Origin of the sequence: Paenibacillus castaneae (assembly GCF_002884445.1) — a bacterium.
Classification (GTDB): Bacteria; Bacillota; Bacilli; order Paenibacillales; family Paenibacillaceae; genus Pristimantibacillus; species Pristimantibacillus castaneae.
On record NZ_KZ614144.1, the window covers coordinates 5,481,712 to 5,501,711 of the forward strand.

A 20,000-nucleotide genomic window follows, 5' to 3' on the forward strand; every position below is an offset into this window, starting at 1 on the left:
GTTCATATCCAATGGTGCAAGCTTATGGTCTGTATGCGAAATGACCAAATGCGATAACTCTTCTGTAGTCAATGCTCCGTAATAGAAGAGCAAGCCGCGAGTTAAACGAATCCATTCCGTATTTCGTGAAACGTTTGGATGATCGGCAAACAGATCCCCTGCTTGAAACAATTCTACTAGCTCAGAAGGCATAATAACGACTTTATTGCCGTTGACCATCCCTGGAAACAATATCCCGCGCTCGCGGAAATATTCGTATTGCTGCATTTCGAGCAATGGCTTATCCCATAGACCATCGTTCTTTGCTATTTTCTGAACAAGCCTTAATCTATCATGATCCCAGCTGCTAGTAATCGACGATAGGTTTTCGGGTATTTTCTCGCTCAGCTTCTCCACTAGTCCCTGCTTATTAAGCGAGCTGAGATTGCTTATTTGCAGATTCAAGCGAATATTCGTTAATTGCTGCTTCGATAATGTGCTTAGCGCATCCTTAAACGATAACGGGTATTGAAGCTGCGGCCAAAATTTTTCTGTGAATTTATCCTGCTTTGTTGTCATGGTGATCTCCTAAATATTGATTTTAAATCCAACTTATTTATTTACTATTATATCACTACGAAAAACATACAGGTTTCAACTTAACAAAAATAAGAGATGGAATCAAATAAAAAAAACAAAGCTGCCCTTACGGACAGCCTTCTACACGTTCAATTATTCTCTGTTTTAGTGTGATGAACAATGGCTCTTCATTATTATTTTTCTCCAGCTTTAACGCTTAAAAGCGAATTAAGCTGCTCAAGTAAATTGCCGCCACCCGTAAGCGAAATCGTGCCAATTTTCTCGCATATTTTCTCAAGAAATTCCAGCTCCTTAAGCCGGTAAAGCGTTCCGTTCTCATCCATCAGCTTTGCTGTATTGAGCAAGCTCCGTGTAGAAGCCGTTTCCTCGCGGCGAGTGATCAGATTGGCTTGCGCCTTCTTCTCGGCCAACAGCACCGTATTCATAATTTCCTTAATGTCGCCAGGCAAAATAATATCCTTCAGGCCGGAGGAAATAAACTGCACGCCGTAATGCTCCTTTTGCTCATTCAAGCGAGACAGTACGAACACAGCAATTTCCTGCTTCATTCGCAGTAAATCATCAAGCTTAAGCGTACCGACGTACTCGCGTAAAATCAACTGCAGCAAAATATACACCTGATCCTCGAAAGACTTGATTCCAATGGATTTGAGCGGATCAACGACCTTGTACTGACAAACAAAGTTAAGCCTCAGCGTAACCTTGTCCTCCGTCATCATCTCCTGGCCAGTCATATCGAGCTGCTGCTGACGCAAATCGATCGTCTTCACCTGCACGCTGGTTGGTCCTTTCCAGAAAAAGTATCTTCCTGGACGCAGCTCTCGTTGAAATACATTATTATAGAACAATATGCCGGACTCGTGGCTGGACACTTCAAAGGTTTGAATATACCCCTGCAGCTTGCCAAGCAGCGAGCGCTCCACCTCTGCTGAAACCTCAGGACTGCGGATATCGACGTGAATGAACGTATGCTTCTTCATCACATTCCAGAAAGCATATTGCCCAGCGGTTAGCATTGAAGCAAATTTGCCATCTTCAAAGTGAAGCACATACTCATAATCCTTTACATCCACGACGACTAATTCATGAACAAGCTTTTCATCCTGCAGAAACAGATTTAATTCCTTATTGGGAACGCCAAATCGTTTACCTACATTTTGCAAAATGACCGTATCGTCGGAAAACGAGCTGTGGCGATATACGCCTGGCTGCAAATGCTTTATATAACTGCCTTTTTTGAACAGAAGGCCGCGCTCATCGTCTTTGATCATTACTTTTTTGAACATTATTAAACACCTCTTTACGTTTTGGATGACCTTTGTAACAGGAATTCTCCTGCGGCTAGGCCGGAATCAGGCTTGAGAAAGGAGCAGTACTGCTTTATGCCTTAATGATCAATAGTTGTATGACGAATGCAACTGCCATTCGCATAAGGCTATATCCCATGACGCCATAAGAGGCAGCAGGGCCCCAGTCGGTATCCGCCGATTGCATAGGCTTTGCTGTAGTGAGCGCACACGAGCGCTGCGCTCCGAAAATTCCTGTTAAGGGCCGGTTTTTCAACAGATGTCGATCTCCTTTGGAGGGAGTTCGTGCATACACTCTACCAGAGAACCAACGCGGATTAGGCGATGGCCAAGGGATTCGAACCCTTTTCTTGGGGAGGCAGATGCTGATATGGATGATACAGCATACAAGCGCACAGCGTGCGCGAGCACTGCGGGATTATATGAAATCCCAGCCCAGGTACCCCATTCGAGCACTTGCCTCATCTATTATTGAAGTTATCTTTAATAGCGATTAAATTAAGAGCCTTTGATAGCGGCCATCGGCTTGCATTTGGCAACCACGTCTGCTAACGATGCTCCTACTATACTATCGATGATCTGATCCACATCCTTATAGGCTTGTGGACACTCATCAAGTATCGTTTGCAAGGATCGATGGTTAACTAGAATCTCGTCATCGCTGCCGACTTTCATTGATTGCTGAAATTGATCGACGGTGACAAGCAGCTTCGTTGCCTTACGGGATCGTGCTCTTCCTGCGCCATGGCAGATGGAATAGAAATTTTTCAAGCCTTCTTCCTTGCCCACCATAATATAGGAGGAGGTTCCCATCGAACCTGGAATAAGTGCAGGATGGCCGGTTTCTTTATACGCTGGCGTATTTAGGAAATGACCCGCCGGAAGCGCCCGAGTGGCTCCTTTTCGGTGCACGAGCATCGGTTGATTACGGTGAAATTCCTTGAGTGCGTAGTTATGCATCAGATCGTATAGAACCGGCATTTCCATACCCGCTCCGAATATTTCCCGAAAAGCTTCTCGCACACCGAACGCAATCATATGCCGATTCGTTACAGCAAAGTTAAGCGCCGAATACATAAGATTCAAATAGGTTTGGCCTTCCTGACTTGCAATCGGTGCATAAATGAGATTGGGATCAGGATTGCTAACGCCCCATTGATCCATCGCTTCTTTTATGACTTTGTTATGTTCACGGCCTACCATACCGCCCCAAGCCCTCGAGCCAGAATGGATCATAACGATGACCTGCCCATTGAATAAGCCCCATTTTGCAGCCAAGCTTTCGTATTTTTCATTGATTTCGACATATTGTATTTCAATAAAATGGTTCCCATTACCAAGCGTCCCTAATTGTCCGCGGGCGTATTTCAAGATTTTGGGAGGCAGCTGATTCAGGTAGCTATGGTCGTAGGTGAAATTGGATTGTTCAACATGCGTCAACCACTGCTCATTAGGTATATATTTTTCAGGCAGTCCCTTTAATCCATGCTGCACCACATTCATTACATCAATATCTTCATAATTCGAATTTGTACGCTCATTGGTTGGCACATATTTTTCAATCGCTTTAATTAATGCTCTGCGTATGTCTTTATCTTGAATATCACGTTTATGGAGTGATGTCGTGTGAACTCGCATCCCGCAGCCAATATCTGAACCAACGATAGAAGGTGATACGCATCCGTCTTTCATGTTCCATACCGCTGTTGTCCCGATACATGTTCCAATGCCGAGGTGGGCATCAGGTGTATAGCTCATATATTGATTCCGAGGAATTTGCAAATTGTTGTTAGCCATTTCATATACGTTATCTCCGAACGTCTGTAAAATCTCCTCATTCGCAAATAAATGAAGCCTTCCGTTCGCAAGTGTCATTTCATGATGATTATTCCCATGTCGTGTGTGCTGCTTAGTCATTGTCATTCCTCCAAGCTTCTTGATCTAACTTGCCGTCTTACAAGATCTATAATCGCTCATTCGAAGCAGCATGAACATGGCGGAAGTATTACGACAAAGGAATATTTTCCTTTTTGTTGGCATTCATCAGCTTCCTGTTAATATAGAAGAATAACGACTGCGAGCGGAGGTAGAAAGAATTGGCGAGAGAGAGCTTTGATAAAGAAATACAGTTTTTGCGTATGCTGGTTCTGACAAGCGGAGCGTATAATCGGCAGCAGTTCGCAGATAGGCTTGGCATTTCCATCCATACCTTCGATAAAACCATAAAGCGGCTCAAAGAAATCGTGAACTCCGTCTATCGGCAGCTGCCAGAAGAGCAGAGCAAAGAGTTCGCTGAGACGATTCGTTACAGCTATCTGGAATCCTCGGACCCCATGCTGCTGTTTCTATTTCGCGCCAAATCACTCAAGGAATCAGAGAGCCAGCGTATTTCTGCTCTGCTCGCAGCTATGCACGGACAAGCGCTTACGGTCATGGAGCTATTAGATGGATGCTGCAGCAGCATGGCCGAGGGAATGCCTCTTCCAGATGAGAAAACGATTCGTAATGATCTTAAATATTTAGAGCAGGTTGGCGTCATTAAGAAAGAGCCAGGACCGCGCCCCTACCGTTATCGTATATTTAATGACCTAGCCGCACAGCTCTCACATGATGAATTGCTGGATTTGTACAGCTTCGTCGATATTATGGCCAACACGCAGATTCCTTCGGTTCAAGGCTATTTGCTGCGGGATGGCCTGAAAAAGCATATGATCCGAAATCAAGCAGCTGCTAGATGGGCAGAGCCATTCCTATATAAGTATCACTATTACTCACGTATTCTGGACGAGGCGCATCTTTTTATGCTGCTTGGGGCGATACGCAGCCGACGGTCCATCAGCTTTCTTTATTTTTCTCCCAAAAAAGAAACAAGCTATGCCTCCAAAAATACAAATCCGCTGTTTGAACGTGAAACGGAAGGCAAGCAACAATCCGTGCTCCCCCTTAAGGTTATCTATGATCATCAATACGGCAGATGGTATTTGCTTGGCCATCATAATCGCCACGGCATCAAGAAGTATCGATTGGAAGGGTTAACGCAAATTTCAGAGGAAGACACGGCCGCAAACGAGCTGTTCGATATCAAAAAGGCGGAGCTGGAGCAGCGCATTCAATACAGCTGGTTAATTGATACAGGGCAACCCGTAACCGTACGCGTCCGTTTCTTTCATCCAGGGCCGGGTATAAAAAACTTTGTGAAGGAACGCGTATTGCTTCAGGGGCAATGGGGTGTCATTACGGAGGAGAATGAGGATTTCTTTATCTACGAAATTATCGTGAACGGAACGATTGAAATTAAGCCGTGGATTCGAAGCTTCGGCTCAAGCTGCGAGGTTCTGGAGCCTATGCGGCTGCGGCAGGAAATGATCGCGGAATGGAAGGAGATTAAGTCTGGCTATGAATCTGTTTGAGAAAATATTTAATTATCAAATCATTTCCCGCCTGGAGGATTCAGGTACATTCTTGGTCACTACTCATGAGCGGCGTTGGCTGAAGACGATGCTTCAGCACCCAGCGGCAGCAGCTGCCTTCTCGCCGGACACTCTGCAGCGCTTAAATCTTATGCTTGAGCAGGAGCAGGCGATAGATACGCAAGAGCAGCTTATCCACAAAGCGGCTAGTAGAGAAAGAAGGGTCTACGACCCTTTGCTGCGTCCATTGAGGCAAGCTATTACAAATAGAAGCTTCATTCTTTTAAGCTATCACATTAAGCAAGGTGCGGCTTATTCCAGGCAGGAGGCATTTCCTTATAAGCTGGAATATTCAATGGTTAAGCGGGAGTGGTATTTGCTCTGGTATCATATACGGAATCAGAAGCTGATGAGCACTCAGCTGGGAAATATGATGGAAGTGTGCGAGGAAAAATGTTCTTTAGAGCAATATGAACTTTTGTTCGGAAAAGTGGAGGCCATTCTTAATCAACGCAAAATAAGCGCAGACATCAAAGTTGTTAAGGAATATAACGGGGAACTCTCGCGGATTCTGTATGCCTTCTCTTGCTTTGAGAAGGAGGTTATCTACAACTCGGAAACGGACGAATATACGATTAGGCTCAGCTTTGCCAATAATGAAAGCGAATATGTGCTTTCAAAAACCCGCTTCCTTGGGAAACGGGTTCGTATCATTCAAAACGAGTATATGAAGCGGCGCATGCTGGAATCTGCAACAAAGGCGCTGGAAAGATATGAGCAATAACGATAGGATAGGCTGGCTACATGCGGCTCAATCTTTCAATTCTAGATTCCAATGAAGGATGTGTGCTGAACCAGCTCGTATTTTTCTTTTTTCGCTGTTTGCTGAACGGATTCGAAATATAAAGCGATGCTGTAGCATTTTGGGCTTTGCGTACATCCAGGCTGCTGGCGCTAATTTTGCGCAAAGCATTCTGCAACCCCAATGAGTTGCGAGTCAATTCTACAGCCGTTGCATCAGCCAAATACTCACGGTTTCTAGAAACCGCGAGATGAACGAATCTTGCAGCAAGCGGTGATAGCAGTACGAATACGAGTGCTATAATCATAACGGCAGGATGCGTTTTTTTATCATTTCCTCGCCTCTGGGTGAACAGCATTCTCGAGCCAATATCAGCTAGTATGGCAACTACGGATACTAAGGCGATGCTGATCGTCATTAATCGAATATCATAATTGCGTATATGTCCGATTTCATGAGCGGCAACCGCTTCAAGCTCTTCCCGATTCAATGTCTCAAGCAATCCCGTAGTGAAAGCGACAGCGCCCTTCTCTGGTTTGATACCTGTCGCAAACGCATTAGGAGAAGGATCGTTAATGACATAAATTTTCGGCATAGGTATGCGTGCGGCTATGCAAAGATCCTCTACAATATGATACAGCTTCTTGTGGGTTTCTTTATTCGCAAGACTGGCGCCTGACATTCGAAGAACCTGCGAGCTTGCGGACATATACGTAATCGGGACATAAACAACTAATATGATTGCAGCCATTATTACACCTAGCCTTAGATCCTCAAAGCCAAGATAACCAACCGCGCTGCCCGCTCCTAGCACAATCACACTGAAGAGCAGAACGAGCAGCACTGTTTTTCTTTTATTTTGTTCGATTTGTCTATACAGCATCACTGTCATCCTTTGCTCAAGGTGTTCTAGAACGTTATTTTAGGTACAATCTTTTCAGCCTCGGGAGTTGCAAGTAATTGCTCTTCTTTAAAGCTGAACATGCCCGCAATAATGTTGGACGGGAATGATTCCCGTTTAATGTTGTATTCCGCAACCGTTTTATTATAAAGCTGGCGGGAATACGCGACTTTGTTCTCAGAATTGGTCAGTTCCTCCTGCAAGCTGAGAAAGTTTTGGTTCGCTTTCAAATCAGGATAGGCTTCACTTAAAGCAAATATGGATTTCAACGCCCCTTGCAGCTGATTATCCGCTTCAATACGTTCATTTGGTGTGCCGTTCAGCATCTGGTTGCGTGCCTCAATAACAAGCTTCAATGTTTCTTGCTCATGCTTGGCATAACCCTTAACGGTTTCAAGCAAATTGGGAATCAAATCATGACGACGCTTCAATTGCACGTCAATTTGGCTCCATGCTTCCTTCACCCAATTGCGCATCTTCACTAAGCCGTTATAAGTTGCAATTACATAAATAATCAAAATGACAACAATGCCAATTCCAATAATCAATTCCATTCCGACACTCCGTTCTGTTCTTCTGAATTTTATTCCCTGAGCATTAATTCGACATTTATGATGATTAACCCTTTTAGCCAATTCCCTCAAATACTGCTTCTTTTATCGCTTCCTCCATCGTTAATTAAGCCTCCTGCTTCTTGTAACATTTATTTTACTTTAACCCATTGTCCCGCTATGTAATCATCCTATTCATAGATCTGTTTCATATCCCTGTTAATAAAAAATAGATTTGGCATTTTTATAAAGTAGATTGTCATATTATAAAAGACGCATTCATAAAAAAATAATGAGGTGATTCTATTATGAGTACAGAGAAGAACAAGCTAACAACTAGTGCAGGCGCTCCGGTTGGAGACAACCAAAATTCGATGACAGCCGGTTCACGCGGTCCCACATTGATTCAAGACGTGCATCTGCTAGAGAAGCTGGCACACTTCAATAGAGAGCGTGTTCCGGAACGCGTTGTACATGCCAAGGGTGCCGGCGCACATGGTTATTTTCAAGTTACGCATGACTTATCGTCATTCACTAAAGCCAGCTTTTTGTCCGAGGTAGGAAAGCGTACACCGATGTTCATCCGTTTCTCTACCGTTGCAGGTGAATCCGGCTCTTCCGATACAGTGCGCGATCCGCGCGGTTTCGCCGTTAAGTTCTATACGGAGGAAGGCAATTATGATTTGGTCGGCAATAATACGCCTGTTTTTTTCATTCGCGACGCCATTAAATTTCCTGACTTCATTCATACGCAGAAGCGGCATCCGCAAACCCATCTGAAAAACCCGAATGCCGTCTGGGATTTCTGGTCCTTATCTCCTGAATCCTTGCATCAGGTTACAATCCTAATGTCAGATCGCGGTATCCCTGCTACGCTGAGGCATATGCATGGATTTGGAAGCCATACGTTCAAATGGGTAAATGATAAAGGGCAAGCGGTATGGGTTAAATATCATTTCAAAACCGAGCAGGGTGTGCGAAATCTAGCTCCTGAAGCAGCAGCACAGCTGGCTGGCGACAATCCCGACTATCATACCGAGGATCTGTTCAATGCCATCGCTAATGGTGATTTCCCTGCATGGAAGCTGTATGTTCAAATTATGCCTTTGGAGCATGCGAATACATATCGTTTCGATCCATTCGATGTTACGAAGGTCTGGTCTCAGAAGGATTATCCGTTGCAAGAAGTAGGGCGAATGGTGCTCAACCGCAATCCTGACAATTATTTCGCCGAGGTTGAGCAAGCGACGTTTTCGCCCGGTTCGTTTGTGCCTGGCATCGAGGCTTCACCAGACAAAATGCTGCAAGGCCGCCTATTTGCCTACTCTGACGCTCATCGTTACCGGGTTGGCGCCAATCATAATACGCTTCCGATCAACAGACCAGCCTCAGAGGTGAATAACCATCAGCGAGACGGACAAATGCGGGCGGACGGCAACGGCGGCGCTTCGATCTACTATGAACCGAACAGCTACGGCGGTCCTACAGAATCGCCGGAGCATAAACCAGTCCCTTTCGAGGTAAGCGGAGAAGCCGATAGCATCGGTTACGACCATGATGATCATTACACGCAACCCGGCGATCTCTATCGCCTCATGAGCGAAGAGGAACGCGGGCGGCTGATTGATACGATTGTTGGCGCTATGAAGCCCGTTGAGAAGGATGAAATCAAGCTTCGCCAGATCGGCCACTTCTACAAAGCTGACCCTGATTACGGACAGCGAATTGCAGAAGGACTAGGCTTATCGATTACACAATTACCATAATATAAGTGAGCTGAATAGCGGCTGTCGAAGCGATTTCGACAGCCGCTATATTTATGTAAGCTTACCGTGACACATCCACTTAATGCCCCTCCTGAATGTTGTATAATAATTGAGACAAGGGGGCAAAGGCATTGGGATCCGACATAAAATCTGATGTGGAATACATACATACGAATGAAGCACTAACGTTTATGCAAGGTGTAAAGGACTGCATACCTACTCTACTCGGTTATATTGGCATTGGTATAGCAGCTGGTGTTATCGGCACTTCTGCTCATTTAAGTATTTTTGAAATTGGACTGCTTTCGGCTTTGGTCTATGCGGGAGCTTCTCAATTTATTATTTGCGCGATGCTGGTTGCTATGAGCCCTCCGTCCGCTATTATTGCAACGACTTTCATCGTGAATCTGCGTCACTTCTTGATGAGCGCTGCACTTGCGCCACATTTCACAAGCTATTCCCTTCTAAGAAATGTAGGAATTGGAGCACTGCTCACGGACGAATCGTTTGGAGTAGCTTCCTTGCGTACTTCCAAGGGGCTGCCAATCAATGACCGTTGGATGAATGGATTAAACGTAACGGCATATATCACATGGATTATGGCTTGTATGGCTGGAGGATGGATTGGCAGCTGGATTGGCAATTCAGAAGCGCTTGGCTTGGATTTTGCTTTAACCGCGATGTTCCTAGCACTGCTAGTGCTGCAATTAGCAGCTTTGCCAAGCTCAAAGCTTAGGCATTACCTTTTCCTGATTGCCTGCACCATCATTGCGGTATATATCCTTTCCTCTTTCTTTTCCATTTATATGGCTGTTCTTCTGGCGACCATTATTTGTGCGGCCATTGGGGCGGTGACAGAAAAATGAAGGTTGATCTCACTGTTTTTCTCATTATTGTTGGGTGCGCTTTAGTAACCATTATTCCGCGAATACTGCCATTTGCTATTATTCGGAGGCTTCAATTGCCTAAGCCCTTTACGAAGTGGCTTTCCTATATTCCAGTCTGCTTGCTTACAGCATTGGTCGTTCAAGGAGCTATCCGCCAAACCGATTCCATACCTGCGATAAATGGGCTTCATCTCTTAATTATGCTCCCTACCTTATTTATCGCTATGAAGACAAAAAGCTTATTAATCACCGTGATTACAGGTGTTTTATGTGCTGCTCTCGTACGCTTGATCTTCTAGATACATATAAGCCTTGCAATAAACTAGCTTTTTTCCATATCAATCAAGGGAAAAGCATATAGATTAAACACGCAAAACATGCTACAATATTACAAATTTAAACAAAAACATTGAAAATTTTATCAAAAAAGGGGAATTTTTCGAAAAAGAACGAAGAACGACACCATGCTGCGAGCCACTCATCAAGAAGTTGGCATAGCCTATCGGTTATGTCATTTTTTTGGGTTTTCCGCTCTGAAGCAGCCACTCATTTTTGAAAGCGCTATTATGTAATGTCTTGCCGAGCATGTATCCATCTTTGTTTGAACAAACTACTAGGAGGAACGACATGAGGAATTTTTCAATTAGGATAAAATTATTATTAGGCTTTATATCTATTCTTCTTATAATGGCATTGATTATTATAGTAAGCATCGGCCAACTGCAATCAGTAAACAGTACATATGCGGAATTGATAAACGACAAAACTGCAAAAATGCTGAAAATAAAAAATATGGTCAGCGCAGTGAAATCTGAGCAGGTTGCCCTGCGAGGTTATATTATAGAAAGAAATGATAAAACATTAAAAAGTCTGGAGGATTCGCACTCCCTATATGTGAGCATAAGCAACGAGCTTGCCCCAACTTTGTATTCACAAACGATGAAAGATTTGTTGGTAGAATCCGATACGCATGAAAAAGAATATTTTAATTTCACGAAGCAAATCATTGATTATAAGAGACTTAATAATATGTTAATGATCACAAACTTACTAACAACCCAAGGCCCCATCATTGTTAATAATTTCGAGAAAGCTATGAACGCGATGGAAAGCAAGCAGCAAAATGATTTAGACACAGGAATCGCCGATGCAGCGAAGCATTCCAGTGATGTTAGTCGTTTACTCATTATTTCAGGTATTATCTCCATCATTCTAGGTCTCGCTATTGCTATTTTTATAGGGCGTCTAATTACTAATCCTATCATAGCCGTTTCTAGAGCAGCGGAGAAGATTGCAGCTGGAGATCTTACGGGCGATGCCGTCAAGATGAATAATAAGGATGAGCTTGGTGTGCTGGCAAGCTCCTTTAATATGATGTCTAACAATCTCAGAAGCGTTATTACTCAAATTGGATCAAACGCGGAGCAAGTAGCAGCTTCTTCAGAGGAATTAACAGCCAATTCAGAGCAAACATCCGTTGCAACGGAACAAATAGCCAAAGCTATGCAGGAGTTTGCAAGTGGAATTGATTTGCAGGTCAAGGTCGTAGGAGATGGCCTGCAGACGATTAATGAAATGTCCATCGGCTTCCAACAAATTGCTGAAAACACGCAAAATGTATCCGCCAAAGCTGCGGAAGCATCGGAAAAGGCTGTACACGGGCATGGATTCATTCAAACAGCTGTCGAGCAGATGAATTCAATTAGTGAAACGGTGAACGGATTAGCTGAGGTTGTCGGGGAGCTTGGCAGCCAATCCGAAGAAATTAGCCAAATCGTTCAAGTTATAACCGAGCTATCTGCTCAAACCAATCTACTGTCGCTTAATGCGGCCATTGAAGCGGCAAGAGCAGGTGAACACGGCCGAGGATTTGAAGTGGTGGCTACAGAGGTGCGGAAGCTCTCACATCAGTCCTCTGAATCTGCTCAACAAATTTCAAATCTCATTTTTACGATTCAAATGGGCATGGACAGAGCTGTTCAATCAATGGAAGCCGTCACCAAAGAAGTGAAATCCGGTATTGAAATCGTGCATACAGCAGGACAATCCTTCGAATATATCCAGGAGGCTGTTACAAATGTTGCCGCACAATCTGAGGAAGTATCCGCATCCGTTCAAGAAATGACGGCGGGCGTAGATGAGATGACGGGCTCGATGAGAACCATCACGCAAGTTACAGAAAGCTCCGCTGCAGGTACCAAGCAAGTTTCGGCTTCTACAGAAGAGCAGTCATCATCGTTGGAGGAAATTACCTCTGCCTCACGTTCACTCGCCAAAATGGCTGAGGACTTGCAAGAAACGATCAGCAGATTTAAAACTCGTTAAGAAGTTTGTGTTATACTGCTATAAGCTTAATATGCAGGAGGCGCAAATAAATGAAAATATATGTCATTCAAGCATTCAATGAGGATGGGTTGGAGAACGTCTATGTCGGCTCTGACGATGAAAAAGCCTTATCGCTTAAATCCGAGGACTTTGAAAACTGTGATGCCTTATTCGTTGAAATATGGGAAGATGGCGAAAAAACAGATGATTTCCGTCTTGTAGAGTCCCCATCCTCACAGGATTCAGATGAAGAAAATCCAATGTAAGACTGCTGTACAGAACAAAAGGAAACCTGACCTTCATTTGGTCAGGTTTTTATTTTGCAGTTTCAATCAATATTATGAGGATATATTCTTTGTCTGCCTTGTTTTGAAATACTTAAATTTCAAACTAAATAGCGCAGTAAATGCGATACACTGTATAAGCGTGATAAATAATAATACAAAATTTTGAGCCATATTCAATTCGGGAGAGGTCCAGCCTAGCATATAACGATTCACTTGTATAAATAAAATATGGCCGAAGAAGGTTACAAGACTGAACCGACTAAAAAATTTATGATAGGTCTGTATAGCATTACTACGGATTCGAAGGATTCCATAGAAAAGGAGTAGCGTATTCGGAAGAACGCTGAATGCGAGCTTATAGTCCGTTGACCATTCCGAGAAGCGAATCAAAAGCAGTGTTTCCGCTAAGCTGAAAAGAACTGTAGTTATGAGAAATGGAATAGCTCTGATTTGCAAAAAAACGTCCTCGTATTTCGCAAGTAAAACGCCGGCGATTACAAAAGTAAGACCAAAACCGATGTATCTTGTCGTAAATAAAATTAAATACTCTGCATACGCGGCATCTAGAAACGGGAAACTCTCCGCATTAATCCCTGACACATTCATTAAGCTTCCAGATATAAATTGAATGAAGACAAAGCCGCTAAGCGCCATGATGAAGGCTAAACGAATCTGTTGTTTTTGAACGAGCCAATAGGCAGCAAGCATTCCGAAAATTAGCGGGGGTATGAACCAAAATTGAATAAAAGGTCCCGTTAGAAATACAGCTACTATTATGATTTTGATTTGTAGGAATACATTTCCGAAACCTAGGCCGTCACTAATTAACATTGGTACTATGTTTTGTCCAACAAAAATCAAACAAAAAAAACAGTATATCAGCAATATCCGTGAAATATACCTCTTCATATATGCAGATCGCCTAGCCGTATGAGTCCATCCTTTATAGGCGAGAAACCCTGCAACTACATAAAAGCATGGAACCACATTTCGAAGAGCAAGAGAGGTAAACTGAACGAGCTGCTGCCCCGGCAGCAGCGTCATATAGTGTAACAGCATAATATGCGCAATTAATACGAGTAAAGATCCTACCAGCTTGAAGAGCGTTATGCCAGGATAATATTTACGCATTTTTCCGCCTCTCTCCGATTCCATTGAGCACGTTTGACTTTAAATCAGCAACAGAGATTTTACCTGTTGCTGAAAGCGGCAGAATGGGTAGGAATACAAAATAACGCGGCAGCTTAAAGGTGGATAAATACGGCGCTAGATCATTTCTCAGCTTATCCGCAGTTATTTCAGCACCCTGCCTAAGAACAATGCAAGCGCATATTTGTTCTCCGTAAAGCTCATCCGGAATACCTAAAACAACTGCCTCAGCTACATCCTCATGACGCAGCAGCACATTCTCTATTTCGATTGGCGATATTTTCTCGCCGCCCCGTGATATAAGACGATGAAGTCTGCCTGTAATAGTCAAATGTCTTCTTTCATCCAAAAAACCAAGATCACCTGACTTATACCATCCATCTGCTGTAAAGCTGGACCTCTCGCTGCTCTCGGCCGTATAGCGCATGACACGATAGCTCCGAATCCATATTTCGCCATGCGAATACAACGACAGCTCATCGCCTGTTTCGGGACTAACTATTTTCACTTCTACAGCCTTGTCTACTTTACCTCCGATGCTGTAAGAATCATTCTGAAAATCCTTATAATGAATAATTCCGTTAAATAGACTCGTATGCTTTAACAGCTTATATATGAGCGGCAGCACAAAGTTGTTCTTTCTATTAAGAAAACAAGTCCCATTCGCGACAGCGCCAGCTTCTGATGAGCCGTAGCTAACCATGAAAAATAGCAAACTTAAATCTTTCATTATTTTTTGTAATGTTATATTATTCACAGCTGCAGAAGTAAACACTACCCCAAGCAAGCATTTAAGGTTATAATCCTTTCTCGTGGAAGATGAAAGCATTTGCAAAACCATAAAAGGTGTGCCAACCAATACTCTGCATTTCTCGGTCTCTACGCTTGATAATGCACGTAAAGGATTGAAATGTGTGAGCATGACGATCCGGATATGGCAGGCCTTCAAGGCTGTAAATATAATAGAGAAGCCTCCTAGATGATAGAGGGGCAGCACACTCATGACGGAGAATCGGCGAGTGACACGGTCACTGATTTTGGAGAGAAAGGACGAGCCTTTAGGTGTAGACTGAGCTTGATTAGCAGATGCGATAAATGAAGCCGTGGAACGAAGCACACCTTTCGGTGCTCCTAGTGTTCCCGAGGTGTAAAGTAGAATGAGCGGGTCAGCGGCGTCATTGGCTTGGCATGCGGCAACCAAGTGGTGCTCATTTATAGCTGCACCAAGCACAAACAGTTCTTTAAATGATCGAAATGGCGCTGCCAAATCTTCTGCACCATTCAGCACGAATAGATGGGTAGGGATCCACGATCCATCCCTGCCAATCCGATTATTCTCATAAATAATTTCCTGCATCATAGCTGGGTAATTCATATGATGACCCTCAGCACCCATTATTATGGCGACTGGACGTGCATCCTTCAAATAATTCTCAAGCTCCTCCTTCTTGGAGTATGCATTTAGCGGAATGATAATGGCTCCGACACAAGCTGCCGCTAACATCGACAAAAGCATTTCCATACTACCCGGCATAAGCAGCGCAATTGAGTCGCCCTTTTTGATCTCCAGCTTCAGAAAGCTCTTTGCCAGCAACCGGGTTTCCCTCCAGATGGTAGACCAATCATAATGCTGGTTCAGTTCCGGAAAGCTGAATGCAACATCATTCGGGTAATCCATTGCTCGCTTAGAAAGAAAATAAGGAATTGTATCTCTATTCAAATCGATATTGTATTTCATTTGCCTTGAGCCCCCCGCAGGTCGTTCTTTATAATGATCAATATTCGTCACAATCCCAATATATCATTATTTTAATTCTTAATAAAGAACAATATTACAAAGAGTTCTTCACAGAAAAAGAAGAAGCCTAAGTCATAAATCGACTTAGGCTTCTTCTACAATCTTATGCTTAGCGGGAAACAGTCTTTGCAGCTGTAACCGTGCTTCGTTTAACCCCGTCATTCTCGTCTGCTCGTTTTGTCTTGCCTACAAAAAGGCTAATAGGAAGTGCAACGGCAGCCACCAAGGTAGCAACTACATAAACGTCATTCACGCTCATCGTAAAGGACATGATTTGAATATGCAAGGCATCTGTATTGCCTGCCTTCATGAAATCCGTTGCATGAACGAGTGACCTTGATGCGAGCATCGTAGTAAAGATGGCAATAGCGAATGATCCAAATACGTTTCTTGTCCAGTTGGTGATAGCAGAAGCGTGACCCGACAGTTCAGCCGGTATTTGCTCCATGGCAGCATTGCTTGAAGGCATTACCACGAACGCGATTCCGATGTTCCGCACGACCATCCACCCTATTACATAGGCATGAGATACATCCACGCTGAGCCAGCTTAAAGCTAGTGTACCTACTGTAAGAAGCGCGATCCCAAACGACATTAATATGCGTGGCCCTAATATGCCATAAAGCTTTCCGACTACCGGCATCAGCAGAGCCATTGCCAGCGATGCAGGAAGAAGAATCATGCCGGTATCCATTGCAGATACATGCTGAATTCGTTGCAGAAATACCGGAGTAAGGAGTGTACCTGAATATAAGCTGATGGTAATAATATTAGAAATAATGGCATTTAAGGTAAAACGTTTGTTTTTAAATACTTTTAAATTAAGCAGCGGTGTTTTTGCTGTCAGCTCTCGCCATATGAATAAAATCAGAGATACTCCCCCGATAACGAAGAGTGCAATAACCTTGAATGATCCCCATCCCCAGTTATGGCCTTGCCCAAGTGCAAGCAGTAATGATGAACTGCTTACTACTACCGTCAGGAAGCCTAGTAAGTCGAAGCTTTTGGGAACATTCATTCGATAATAAGGAATATAAGCATATACAAACCAAATGGCGATTAGCCCAATCGGTATATTCATTAGAAATAGCCATTGCCAATTAAAGTTTTGCAGCACCCACCCGCTAATCGTTGGACCGAATGCAGGCGCCAGCATTGCTGCTAATCCCCAGAATGCAACTGCCATTGCTTGCCTTTCTCTAGGTATAATTTGATAAATGATTGACATCGTAGCTGGAATGATCAATCCGCTAAAAGCTCCTTGTAAAACACGAAACGTAATTAATGATCCTTCATTCCAAGCCGTTGCGCATAAAATGGAAGCCAGTGTAAAACCGACTAGCGAGGACAAGTATAGTCTTCTATAACTAAATCTCTCTCCTAAATAACCGGCAATCGGCGCTGTCGTTCCCATCGCCAGCATAAATCCGGTCAACGTCCATTGAACGGAGCCCAGTGTCGAATGAAAATGTTCCGTTAATATTTCTAATGCTAAATTGATCGTAGCTGATGCTAACACACACAAAAACGATCCGATAAAGATAGCCACCATTACGGGCCAAAAACGTACTTTCAAGCCTTCTGTTTGATTCATCTAAACCTCTCACACCCCTAAGTCTACTTTTGCCGCTAATGTATTATATTTTAGTTCTAAAGTAATATCAATGCTATTTACAAATTTCATACTATTTTTGTTCAAGCTTCTCTTCATTCAAGCTATAAAAACGAATAAAAAGGCTGCTCTGTTATCCCAAACTTGATGGGTAAACAGAGCAGCCTCTTCATAACTCAAGAATCGCTTCAATTGGATGTAATTGCCCCTCAGCTCTAGCTGCAGCCTCAGGGCCTCATTATTTCCCTGCTAAGATTCAAAAAAAACCCAAGCGCATTCAGCTTGAGCTTCCCCTATTTAAACATTGATTATAATAATAAAAACCCACAGTAGTGGGTCAAGCGTTAATGCAAGCATTAACAGCTTACGCCCTGAAAACTGGATACGAAAGGTAGGTTTGCTGAAACCTTATTGCTGCTGTCTGCCGGATGTATGGGTCCATGCAAACGATTTTAGGATAAGCCCTCGACCGATTAGTATTCGTCAGCTCCACACATTGCTGTGCTTCCACCCCGAACCTATCAACCTCGTCGTCTTCAAGGGGTCTTACATACTGGGAAATCTCATCTTGAGGGGGGCTTCACGCTTAGATGCTTTCAGCGCTTATCCCGTCCGTACTTGGCTACCCAGCGGTGCTCCTGGCGGAACAACTGGTACACCAGCGGTACGTCCATCCCGGTCCTCTCGTACTAAGGACAGCTCCTCTCAAATTTCCTGCGCCCGCGACAGATAGGGACCGAACTGTCTCACGACGTTCTGAACCCAGCTCGCGTACCGCTTTAATGGGCGAACAGCCCAACCCTTGGGACCTACTTCAGCCCCAGGATGCGATGAGCCGACATCGAGGTGCCAAACCTCCCCGTCGATGTGGACTCTTGGGGGAGATAAGCCTGTTATCCCCAGGGTAGCTTTTATCCGTTGAGCGATGGCCCTTCCATTCGGTACCACCGGATCACTAAGCCCGACTTTCGTCCCTGCTCGACTTGTAGGTCTCGCAGTCAAGCTCCCTTATGCCTTTGCACTCTACGAATGATTTCCAACCATTCTGAGGGAACCTTTGGGCGCCTCCGTTACATTTTAGGAGGCGACCGCCCCAGTCAAACTGTCCACCTGACACGGTCCCCGAACCAGTTTCATGGTCCTAGGTTAGAACTCCGATACGATCAGGGTGGTATCCCAACGTTGCCTCCACACAAGCTGGCGCTCATGCTTCAAAGGCTCCCACCTATCCTGTACAGATCGTACCAAAGTTCAATATCAAGTTACAGTAAAGCTCCATGGGGTCTTTCCGTCTTGTCGCGGGTAACCTGCATCTTCACAGGTATTAAAATTTCACCGGATCTCTCGTTGAGACAGCGCCCAAGTCGTTACGCCATTCGTGCGGGTCAGAATTTACCTGACAAGGAATTTCGCTACCTTAGGACCGTTATAGTTACGGCCGCCGTTTACTGGGGCTTCGGTTCACAGCTTCGGGTTTAACCCCTAACCGCTCCCCTTAACCTTCCAGCACCGGGCAGGCGTCAGCCCGTATACTTCGCCTTACGGCTTCGCACAGACCTGTGTTTTTGCTAAACAGTCGCTTGGGCCTTTTCACTGCGGCCCCCTCAGGCTATTCACCTTACCGGGGCACCCCTTCTCCCGAAGTTACGGGGTCATTTTGCCGAGTTCCTTAACGAGAGTTCTTCCGCGCGCCTTAGCATGCTCTGCTCGCCTACCTGTGTCGGTTTGCGGTACGGGCACCTAGATCTCACTAGAGGCTTTTCTTGACAGCCGGAGTACATGACCTTCGCTACTGCAATTTTCGCTCCCCATCACAGCCCAGCCTTTATGATCGACGGATTTGCCTATCGATCAGCCTCACTGCTTGGACGGACTATTCCATCAGTCCGCGTCACTGCCCTTCTGTGTCACCCCATTGCTCAAACGATCTTCGGTGGTACAGGAATTTCAACCTGTTGTCCATCCACTACGCCTTTCGGCCTCGCGTTAGGTCCCGACTTACCCTGAGAGGACGAGCCTTCCTCAGGAACCCTTAGGCTTTCGGCGGACAAGATTCTCACTTGTCTTTTCGTTACTCATACCGGCATTCTCACTTGAATACAGTCCACCAGTCCTCACGGTCCAACTTCAATCCGTATTCAACGCTCCCCTACCCAAGTACCATATAGGCACATGTCATAGCTTCGGTGGTGTGTTTAGCCCCGTTACATTTTCGGCGCAGAGTCACTCGACCAGTGAGCTATTACGCACTCTTTAAATGATGGCTGCTTCTAAGCCAACATCCTGGTTGTCTTTGCAACTCCACATCCTTTCCCACTTAACACACACTTGGGGACCTTAGCTGATGATCTGGGCTGTTTCCCTCTTGACAATGGATCTTAGCACTCACTGTCTGACTCCCGAGTAGCACGTCTATGGCATTCGGAGTTTGACTGGACTTGGTAACCCTTGGCGGGCCCCGCACCCAATCAGTGCTCTACCTCCACGACGCTCATTCCTCGAGGCTAGCCCTAAAGCTATTTCGGGGAGAACCAGCTATCTCCGAGTTCGATTGGAATTTCTCCGCTACCCCCACCTCATCCCCGCACTTTTCAACGTGCGTGGGTTCGGGCCTCCAGTGCGTGTT

The 20,000-nt window shown here is 44.6% G+C and carries 16 protein-coding genes and 1 rRNA gene (2 of these 17 only partly in view); 7 read left to right on the plus strand and 10 right to left on the minus strand.

Annotated elements, in window-relative coordinates:
* The 4 genes from CEF13_RS24550 to CEF13_RS24565 form a co-directional block, all read right to left on the minus strand.
* Positions 1-558 carry the beginning of a YecA family protein gene (locus tag CEF13_RS24550; protein ID WP_102714852.1) on the minus strand. 600 nt of this gene lie to the left of the window's left edge, so 558 of the gene's 1,158 nt are visible here — the first part of the coding sequence; its start codon is at positions 556-558; the stop codon falls past the left edge of the window.
* Positions 559-752: 194 nt separating this feature from the next.
* Positions 753-1,865 (minus strand): slipin family protein, encoded by a 1,113-nt coding sequence (locus CEF13_RS24555; RefSeq protein ID WP_102714854.1) that lies wholly within the window; start codon positions 1,863-1,865, stop codon positions 753-755.
* Between the two features lie 94 nt (positions 1,866-1,959).
* Positions 1,960-2,142 (minus strand): hypothetical protein, encoded by a 183-nt coding sequence (locus CEF13_RS24560; RefSeq protein ID WP_102714856.1) that lies wholly within the window; start codon positions 2,140-2,142, stop codon positions 1,960-1,962.
* Positions 2,143-2,384: 242 nt separating this feature from the next.
* Positions 2,385-3,803 carry an RtcB family protein gene (locus CEF13_RS24565; RefSeq protein WP_102714858.1) on the minus strand — a complete coding sequence of 473 codons (1,419 nt, stop codon included), beginning with the start codon at positions 3,801-3,803 and terminating at the stop codon, positions 2,385-2,387.
* 179 nt (positions 3,804-3,982) lie between these two features.
* Here CEF13_RS24565 and CEF13_RS24570 point away from each other — a divergent pair, with 179 nt between their 5' ends.
* Positions 3,983-5,296, plus strand: a complete 1,314-nt coding sequence (locus CEF13_RS24570) for a helix-turn-helix transcriptional regulator (protein ID WP_102714860.1) — start codon at positions 3,983-3,985, stop codon at positions 5,294-5,296.
* Positions 5,283-6,080, plus strand: a complete 798-nt coding sequence (locus CEF13_RS24575; RefSeq protein ID WP_102714862.1) for a WYL domain-containing protein — start codon at positions 5,283-5,285, stop codon at positions 6,078-6,080. Before CEF13_RS24570 ends, CEF13_RS24575 begins: the two co-directional genes overlap by 14 nt.
* A gap of 16 nt (positions 6,081-6,096) precedes the next feature.
* On the opposite strand, the gene htpX is transcribed toward CEF13_RS24575, so the two are convergent.
* Both htpX and CEF13_RS24585 read right to left on the minus strand, forming a co-directional pair.
* Complete coding sequence (htpX, locus tag CEF13_RS24580) at positions 6,097-6,981, minus strand: zinc metalloprotease HtpX (protein ID WP_102714864.1); 885 nt, start codon at positions 6,979-6,981, stop codon at positions 6,097-6,099.
* Positions 6,982-7,007: 26 nt separating this feature from the next.
* Entirely contained in the window at positions 7,008-7,553 is a 546-nt protein-coding gene (locus CEF13_RS24585; RefSeq protein WP_102714866.1) for a LemA family protein, read from the minus strand.
* Positions 7,554-7,858: 305 nt separating this feature from the next.
* On the opposite strand from CEF13_RS24585, the gene katA reads away from it, so the two are divergent.
* From katA to CEF13_RS24610, 5 genes are all read left to right on the plus strand, one after another.
* A complete protein-coding gene (gene katA, locus CEF13_RS24590; RefSeq protein ID WP_102714868.1) occupies positions 7,859-9,316 on the plus strand; it encodes a catalase KatA in 1,458 nt (485 codons plus the stop codon).
* Between the two features lie 191 nt (positions 9,317-9,507).
* Positions 9,508-10,182, plus strand: a complete 675-nt coding sequence (locus CEF13_RS24595) for an AzlC family ABC transporter permease (RefSeq protein ID WP_102716545.1) — start codon at positions 9,508-9,510, stop codon at positions 10,180-10,182.
* The gene (locus tag CEF13_RS24600; RefSeq protein WP_102714870.1) at positions 10,179-10,502 is read left to right on the plus strand and encodes an AzlD domain-containing protein; all 324 of its coding nucleotides are present in this window, start codon (positions 10,179-10,181) and stop codon (positions 10,500-10,502) included. The genes CEF13_RS24595 and CEF13_RS24600 overlap by 4 nt, the downstream gene beginning before the upstream one ends.
* Before the next feature lie 328 nt (positions 10,503-10,830).
* Positions 10,831-12,528 carry a methyl-accepting chemotaxis protein gene (locus CEF13_RS24605; RefSeq protein ID WP_102714872.1) on the plus strand — a complete coding sequence of 566 codons (1,698 nt, stop codon included), beginning with the start codon at positions 10,831-10,833 and terminating at the stop codon, positions 12,526-12,528.
* Between the two features lie 50 nt (positions 12,529-12,578).
* A complete protein-coding gene (locus CEF13_RS24610; RefSeq protein WP_102714874.1) occupies positions 12,579-12,794 on the plus strand; it encodes a hypothetical protein in 216 nt (71 codons plus the stop codon).
* A gap of 72 nt (positions 12,795-12,866) precedes the next feature.
* Here the strand turns inward: CEF13_RS24610 and CEF13_RS24615 are convergent, their stop codons facing one another.
* The 4 genes from CEF13_RS24615 to CEF13_RS24630 all read right to left on the minus strand — a co-directional run.
* The gene (locus CEF13_RS24615; RefSeq protein ID WP_102714876.1) at positions 12,867-13,946 is read right to left on the minus strand and encodes an acyltransferase family protein; all 1,080 of its coding nucleotides are present in this window, start codon (positions 13,944-13,946) and stop codon (positions 12,867-12,869) included.
* Positions 13,939-15,702 (minus strand): class I adenylate-forming enzyme family protein, encoded by a 1,764-nt coding sequence (locus tag CEF13_RS24620; RefSeq protein ID WP_102714878.1) that lies wholly within the window; start codon positions 15,700-15,702, stop codon positions 13,939-13,941. Before CEF13_RS24620 ends, CEF13_RS24615 begins: the two co-directional genes overlap by 8 nt.
* A 169-nt stretch (positions 15,703-15,871) precedes the next feature.
* Positions 15,872-17,356, minus strand: coding sequence for a DHA2 family efflux MFS transporter permease subunit (locus CEF13_RS24625; protein ID WP_102714880.1), 1,485 nt, complete (start codon positions 17,354-17,356; stop codon positions 15,872-15,874).
* Positions 17,357-17,827: 471 nt separating this feature from the next.
* A 23S ribosomal RNA gene (locus CEF13_RS24630) occupies positions 17,828-20,000 on the minus strand; it runs 763 nt beyond the window's last position.

Excerpts from the sequence above, each read along its gene's own strand:
- CEF13_RS24595 (WP_102716545.1), top strand. The coding sequence starts at position 9,508 with ATGCAAGGTGTAAAGGACTGCATACCTACTCTACTCGGTTATATTGGC.
- CEF13_RS24585 (WP_102714866.1), bottom strand. The coding sequence starts at position 7,553 with ATGGAATTGATTATTGGAATTGGCATTGTTGTCATTTTGATTATTTAT.
- CEF13_RS24610 (WP_102714874.1), top strand. The coding sequence starts at position 12,579 with ATGAAAATATATGTCATTCAAGCATTCAATGAGGATGGGTTGGAGAAC.
- CEF13_RS24565 (WP_102714858.1), bottom strand. The coding sequence starts at position 3,803 with ATGACTAAGCAGCACACACGACATGGGAATAATCATCATGAAATGACA.
- CEF13_RS24625 (WP_102714880.1), bottom strand. The coding sequence starts at position 17,356 with ATGAATCAAACAGAAGGCTTGAAAGTACGTTTTTGGCCCGTAATGGTG.
- CEF13_RS24575 (WP_102714862.1), top strand. The coding sequence starts at position 5,283 with ATGAATCTGTTTGAGAAAATATTTAATTATCAAATCATTTCCCGCCTG.
- CEF13_RS24605 (WP_102714872.1), top strand. The coding sequence starts at position 10,831 with ATGAGGAATTTTTCAATTAGGATAAAATTATTATTAGGCTTTATATCT.
- CEF13_RS24620 (WP_102714878.1), bottom strand. The coding sequence starts at position 15,702 with ATGAAATACAATATCGATTTGAATAGAGATACAATTCCTTATTTTCTT.
- CEF13_RS24555 (WP_102714854.1), bottom strand. The coding sequence starts at position 1,865 with ATGTTCAAAAAAGTAATGATCAAAGACGATGAGCGCGGCCTTCTGTTC.
- CEF13_RS24615 (WP_102714876.1), bottom strand. The coding sequence starts at position 13,946 with ATGCGTAAATATTATCCTGGCATAACGCTCTTCAAGCTGGTAGGATCT.
- katA (WP_102714868.1), top strand. The coding sequence starts at position 7,859 with ATGAGTACAGAGAAGAACAAGCTAACAACTAGTGCAGGCGCTCCGGTT.
- CEF13_RS24600 (WP_102714870.1), top strand. The coding sequence starts at position 10,179 with ATGAAGGTTGATCTCACTGTTTTTCTCATTATTGTTGGGTGCGCTTTA.
- htpX (WP_102714864.1), bottom strand. The coding sequence starts at position 6,981 with ATGCTGTATAGACAAATCGAACAAAATAAAAGAAAAACAGTGCTGCTC.